The sequence below is a fragment of the Novipirellula herctigrandis genome (assembly GCA_007859835.1).
Classification (GTDB): domain Bacteria; phylum Planctomycetota; class Planctomycetia; order Pirellulales; family Pirellulaceae; genus Novipirellula_A; species Novipirellula_A herctigrandis.
In genome coordinates this window covers 8,560,734-8,567,091 of record SJPJ01000001.1, presented here as the reverse complement: position 1 = coordinate 8,567,091, position 6,358 = coordinate 8,560,734, and the positions used below count along the sequence as shown (strand labels likewise).

Here is a 6,358-nt window from a genome sequence, read left to right as displayed (position 1 = left end):
CATTTCGTCGAAGAGTCCACGGACAAACTGTGGATCGTACAGCGAGTCAGCTTTCATGGCCTTCTATCAGTCGGATAACGACAGTCGTCAGCGGGCACGGCCAATGTGGCGACCATTTGTAATCGCGTCATGCCGTGCTCCGTTGCACGACATGGTTATCGGCCACTGCGAAGAAGCACAAAGGTTCGCTGAACGGACAACGCAAAGTATATCCAAATCACGGGACAAAAAAGACCGAGCAAAACGTAGACGGCGGTAAAAATGTTTGCAGCGTCGATGTAGAACACAAATCCGATCAGGCACGTCACCAAGAGAAGTGGAGACAGCACAAGTGGTAGCAAACGCAGGGCAATTGGCTTCGCGTACCATTCGGTTGGCACCGCCACGGCGGCACAAAATAGAAGGTAAGCCGCTGGCGCAAATCCGAAACACCAATTCTGCCATCCCCACATTGCTATCGGTGAGGTCAGAAAAGGCGTAAGGTAGAGATAGCCGATAATGGCGGCGAAGCAGGCAAGCAGAATCGCGATGAATCGAAAGGTGTGAATCCTCGGTGCCAACTGGGCACGTTCCGCCGCCGATGATTGGTATGGATTTATCATCAATTGAATTCAGTCCGATAACGTCACCGTTCACCGGGCCGCGGCAAACGACATTGATTTCAGAATCCGCCGGCCCGCGGCTCCGTGTGCAACGGATGGTTATCCGTGGTGAATATAGGTGGAAGGTCGAATGCCAGTTTACGTTCCAAAGCAAGACCGAGCAAGCCGATGGTAACAGGAGATTGCTCGCGCAAGCCATCAGGACGTTCCGTCGTCGAGCAACGAATGTCGCCCGAGCACGCCGATGGTCGGTGCGAGGAGGCTCGCGCAAGCCATCAGGAGATTGGAAGGTCGAACCAGAAAAATTGTCCGAGGGAATGGTTCGTCGGGCATATCGTTCACCGGCATCAGCCGCAAGCCAGTGTTGTGACGCCAAGGCCCAACACCAGCATACCGATCGTCGTTGATCGGATAACGTCACGGATCACGCGGTCGCCGCGAGCGATCCTCCACTTCAAAAACCACGACTCGGCGACTCGTCGTGCATCCGATGGTTACCCGCCGTCTTCCGGTTCCGGATTGGAGTTTACGTCACCGGCATTCTTTCGTGATAAAACGCGTTCCAACGCATCGAGAACCTTGTCCTGACGGTCTGCCTGTTCCTCCCAGCGGTCAAGAAGTACCTCGTAGCGTTCAGCATGTGCTTTCGATCGGTGCAGCTGACGTTCAGTCTCGTCTTGTTGTCGATGAGTTTGATCGAGCTGTTTTTGTGTTTGGTCCAGTTGCTTTTGCGTCTGTTCGGTTTGCCGATCGTAGTCGTCGAGTTGCTGCTGATACGTAGCGTCATAGTCGTCGCCCGATTGTGGCGTGCACGAGCAGAACAGCGCGAGTGTCAGCGCAATCGGTATGTACTTCATTGTGTGCTTCATTCAGTCGGGTAACGTCACGCGTCACCCGGCACGCGCGAAAAATTCTCAATTTCAAAACCGCCTGGCTCGCGTGCTCGGGTGCACGCGATGGTTACCCGCCAAATTGCCGGATTATCAAAAGTCCGAAAAGCACGAACATCCCACCGAGCAGAATCGGACCAAAAGTAAACACCCAACGAGTCACAAATGCAAGGCGTTCAGCGTCGCCAGTTTCAGTGTTGACGGCCACACGCACACGATCACCCACAGCCAGCATTCCTGTCCCGTAGTTCGAGACAAAGCGGTACGAAGAGCCGTTGATTTGATATTCAATCTCAGCGCGGGTGTTCTCCCATTCAGGGTCGTCGAGTTCCGCAGTGACCAACCCGTCAATCAAAATAGTGTTGTTAAGCCGCTTGCGCCAGTCGCGTTCGTGAACAATCGCGAAAGATGCAATCGCAATTCCCAGTGCAACAATAGTCCAGGCAGTGAGCATCACGATCATGGAATCAAGTTTGCTTCAGTCGGGTAACGGTACGGATCAGCGGGGACCGGGAGTTGACTATCCATTCGTGAAAACGAACCACCGGTCCTCCGTTGCATCCGATGGTTACCCGAAATCCCGGCCATTTGATTGTCGATTCCGTGGAAGTGATCACGGGCGAGCAAGTCACCACGGAAAGCATCAGTGTATCAAATCAGTGTCGAATAAAACAGTTGTTGGGCAGGTTTTTGGGTAACGCCGAAAGGCCGAAGCAGCGACGTTAGGCTAGCCAAGGTTCCAGCCAAACGCCGTCGTGGAGTCGCATTAGCCAACGGGTAACTTAGACGAGCAATTTTCAAACAACGCTTTTGACGTTGGCGTTCGGATCGCGTTGTCGAAACGAGATCATCATACGAGATCGATGTTGTACGTCGATACGATCTTCATCGTTACGTCGGGTAACGGCAGTGATCAGCGGGGACGGGCGAACGACTTGCAAGCAGACGAGAAAACGAACCACCCGTCCTCCGTTGCATCACATGGTTATCGCACGGATTTGGGTTAAACGCCGATCGAGTCACCATCATGAATCAATCGACCGAACACCGTCAGTTTAGCCTTCGGCCCCTTCGGTGACGGTTGTTCGTTCCCTAGCAGTATCAGTTTAACGAGGTCCCAATTTGAAAGCAACAAACGACGCTGTCGGACCAAACGGTTGCCAGCGGATCATCGACAGCGCCCCCATAGCAGAACATCAATCGCCCGGAGTGTGATAACGTTACGCATCAGCGGGCCGGGACGGTTGATGCTCCATTCTTGAAAGCTCGCAAGCCCGGCTCCGTTGCATGCGATGGTTATCCGACGTTCTAGATCAGGTGTGCAGAAACCAATCAGCATCAATCAAGTAGTCGTCGAATTTCACGTGTAGTGTATCAACGGTTGGATCGTCGTGTGCGACATAGAGCACGGGGCTCTTGGTGCCGGCAGATCGGGAAAGACAAAGGTAGTCGCCGTTACCAATCGCGTAAAACGGTATGTGGTCGGTCGTAAAGTTCGGGTTGTTCTCGACTTCCCATTGGTGGTCATGGATCATTTCGTCAGCGGGTAGATGGTCGCCGGGTATTGCGTACGTTCGGAGAAGCCCGCGCATCGCAAGAAAGAGGGGCGGTAGCGAGTTGCCAAAGAAGGCAGTGACGCGCTCTAGGTCGTCCGCAGGGTATCGCTCCGCCGCGTAGTCAGACAACGCGAATGTAGATTTGACAAGCGTGGCGAGTTCGTCTGCGGTCATTGTTGTCGAGCATCTTCAGTCGGATAACGGTACGGATCAGCGGGGACCGGGAGTTGACTATCCATTCGTGAAAACGAACCACCGGTCCTCCGTTGCATCCGATGGTTACCCGAAATCCCGGCCATTTGATTGTCGATTCAGTGGAAGTGATCACGGGCGAGCAAGTCACCACGGAAAGCATCAGTGTATCAAATCAGTGTCGGATAAAACAGTTGTTGGGCAGGTTTTTGGGTAACGCCGAAAGGCCGAAGCAGCGACGTTAGGCTAGCCAAGGTTCCAGCCAAACGCCGTCGTGGAGTCGCATTAGCCAACGGGTAACTTAGACGAGCAATTTTCAAACAACGCTTTTGACGTTGGCGTTCGGATCGCGTTGTCGAAAAGAGATCATCAAAGAGGATCGATGTTGTACGTGAATACGATCTTCATGTTACGTCGGGTAACGGCAACGTTCACCGGGCCGCGGCGAAAGTCATGCAAGCAGAAAAAGCCGCGCGGCCCGCGGCTCCGTGTGCAACGTATTGTTATCGTGCAATTTTGAACTGCGTTTGATCTCTCCATTGGAGATGTCAGCGCAAGTTGTGTCCCACAGGAAGATTCTCCATCATCTACCAACGCAAATCAAGTGAAATCCAAAACAATGGGGCCGTTGATGTTGTTCGCGAGCGTGATTGCACCACCGTGAATTGTTGCCATGCCGGAAAGGCACAGCCTACGCCTTGCGAATATGAGCAGTACGAAAATCCATCGCCAAACGCTTGCGTGTGTTTTTGAAGTGCCACAACTCTCGGCCAAACGATTGCGAATATGGGAACTGACAACGAATCACTGCCGACGCTTGCGAGTGGTTTCGACTCGGTCCGCTTGTTACGCCAGACAACCGACTTCTATCAGAGTTGCGTTGCCACAACCAAGCATCAAACTGATTAGCGACGTTTCAGCGAAACGGGGCGAGAAGGTGATGTCGGATCTACAGATTTCCGTGCACGATAACGGTACGGATCAGCGGGGACCGGGAGTTGACTATCCATTCGTGAAAACGAACCACCGGTCCTCCGTTGCATCCGATGGTTACCCGAAATCCCGGCCATTTGATTGTCGATTCCGTGGAAGTGATCACGGGCGAGCAAGTCACCACGGAAAGCATCAGTGTATCAAATCAGTGTCGAATAAAACAGTTGTTGGGCAGGTTTTTGGGTAACGCCGAAAGGCCGAAGCAGCGACGTTAGGCTAGCCAAGGTTCCAGCCAAACGCCGTCGTGGAGTCGCATTAGCCAACGGGTAACTTAGACGAGCAATTTTTAACTTACGCTTTTGACGTTGGCGTTCGGGTCGCGTTGTCGAAAAGAGATCATCAAACAGGATCGATGTTGTCGTTCGATACGATCTTCATTTTACGTCGGGTAACGTCACCGTTCACCGGGCCGCGGCAAACGACATTGATTTGAGAATCCGCGCGGCCCGCGGCTCCGAGTGCAACGGATGGTTATTCGTGGTGAATTTAGGTGGAAGGTGGAATGCCAGTTTACGTTCCAAAGCAAGACCGAGCAAGCCGATGGTAACAGGAGATTGCTCGCGCAAGCCATCAGGACGTTCCGTCGTCGAGCAACGAATGTCGCCCGAGCACGCCGATGGTCGGTGCGAGGAGGCTCGCGCAAGCCATCAGGAGATTGGAAGGTCGAACCAGAAAAGTTGTCCGAGGGAATGGTTCGTCGGGTATATCGTTCACCGGCATCAGCCGCAAGCCAGTGTTGTGACGCCAAGGCCCAACACCAGCATACCGATCGGCGTTGATCGGATAACGGCCGGGATCACCGGGGACGAGCGGAACGGCACCCACTTGCAAACGCGCTGCCGAGTCCTCCGCGTGCATCCCATGGTTCGTTGGTGTTTTTGCAGCGATTTTAGAGCGACCATCGCCCCAAGCCGATCAATAATTGTACCGTCCGTGTTGCCGAGTGCCAAATTCGCCACGATTCTGCGATGTGTTCTATTGTTCGTCGGGCATCGAAGTGTCGCTACTATCGTTGGCGTCGGAGTACGGCATCAATCGTCTCGGCGGCGATCCGTCACGTTCAGAGTCGAGAGGGCCGTCAATGCGAAACATCAGTTGGGTGAGCCAGCCGGACCGGCAGCAAAGGAATAGCCCAAATGCCAGTGCGACCGCGCCGGAAAACCATCCGAACGCTTCAGGCGGCTCTAGTAGAAATTGTTCGGAATATCGTCCAGCGAGAAAAGCCCAAACAAATGCGGACACTGCTCGAAACATCAGCCACAGGCCAAGAAGTTTACAGGCCACGTTAAAGAGCGAGCGTTCGGTCATCTAGCGTCAACGTGCGAATGAGATTTGTTACGATCCCATTCGGTGAGGGGTAACCGATATTGGCTTGCGTCGTGATGAAAAGGAAACGATGACGTTCACTTTATCCAACGAACGGTACGGATCAGCGGGGACCGGGAGTTGACTATCCATTCGTGAAAACGAACCACCGGTCCTCCGTTGCATCCGATGGTTACCCGAAATCCCGGCCATTTGAATGTCAATTCCGTGGAAGTAATCACGGCCGAGCAAGTCACCACGGAAAGCATCAGTGTATCAAATCAGTGTCGAATAAAACAGTTGCTGGGCAGGCATCTGCGTAACGCCGAAAGACCGAAGCAGCGACGTTAGGCTAGCCAAGGTTCCAGCCAAACGCCGTCGTGGAGTCGCATTAGCCAATGGGTAATTTAGACGAGCAATTTTCAAACTACGATTTTGACATTGGCGTTCGGATCACGTTGTCGAAACGAGATCATCATACGAGATCGATGTTGTACGTCGATACGATCTTCATCGTTACGTCGGGTAACGGTACGGATCAGCGGGGACCGGGAGTTGAGCAACCATTCGAGAAAACGTACCACCGGTCCTCCGTTGCATCCGATGGTTATCACACGGATGCGGGTAAAACGCCGATCGAGTCACCATAATGAATCAATCGACCGAGCACCGTCAGTTTAGCCTTCGGCCCCTTCGGTGACGGTTGTCCGTTCCCTAGCAGTATCAGTTTAACGAGGTCCCAATTTGAAAGCAACAAACGACGTTGTCGGACCAAACGATTGCCAGCGGATCATCGACAACGCACCGATAGCAGAGCACA

At 53.3% G+C, this 6,358-nt stretch carries 7 protein-coding genes; 1 reads left to right on the top strand and 6 read right to left on the bottom strand.

The window, feature by feature from the left end:
• Positions 1-155: 155 nt before the first annotated feature.
• The 6 genes from CA13_RS30855 to CA13_RS30830 all read right to left on the bottom strand — a co-directional run bounded on the left by CA13_RS30855 (position 156) and on the right by CA13_RS30830 (position 5,487).
• Positions 156-602 (bottom strand): hypothetical protein, encoded by a 447-nt coding sequence (locus CA13_RS30855; RefSeq protein ID WP_419195062.1) that lies wholly within the window; start codon positions 600-602, stop codon positions 156-158.
• A 494-nt stretch (positions 603-1,096) separates the two neighbouring features.
• Positions 1,097-1,459, bottom strand: coding sequence for a hypothetical protein (locus CA13_RS30850; RefSeq protein ID WP_146403225.1), 363 nt, complete (start codon positions 1,457-1,459; stop codon positions 1,097-1,099).
• Positions 1,460-1,562: 103 nt separating this feature from the next.
• Positions 1,563-1,955 (bottom strand): hypothetical protein, encoded by a 393-nt coding sequence (locus CA13_RS30845; RefSeq protein WP_146403223.1) that lies wholly within the window; start codon positions 1,953-1,955, stop codon positions 1,563-1,565.
• A gap of 850 nt (positions 1,956-2,805) precedes the next feature.
• The gene (locus CA13_RS30840) at positions 2,806-3,222 is read right to left on the bottom strand and encodes an SMI1/KNR4 family protein (protein ID WP_146403222.1); all 417 of its coding nucleotides are present in this window, start codon (positions 3,220-3,222) and stop codon (positions 2,806-2,808) included.
• Positions 3,223-4,803: 1,581 nt separating this feature from the next.
• Positions 4,804-5,091, bottom strand: coding sequence for a hypothetical protein (locus tag CA13_RS30835; protein ID WP_146403221.1), 288 nt, complete (start codon positions 5,089-5,091; stop codon positions 4,804-4,806).
• A 117-nt stretch (positions 5,092-5,208) separates the two neighbouring features.
• Positions 5,209-5,487: a hypothetical protein gene (locus CA13_RS30830; RefSeq protein ID WP_146393626.1), complete on the bottom strand. Its 279-nt coding sequence runs from the start codon at positions 5,485-5,487 to the stop codon at positions 5,209-5,211.
• A gap of 449 nt (positions 5,488-5,936) precedes the next feature.
• Between CA13_RS30830 and CA13_RS30825 the strand changes: the two genes are divergently transcribed.
• Entirely contained in the window at positions 5,937-6,188 is a 252-nt protein-coding gene (locus tag CA13_RS30825) for a hypothetical protein (RefSeq protein WP_146403219.1), read from the top strand.
• Positions 6,189-6,358: the final 170 nt, after the last annotated feature.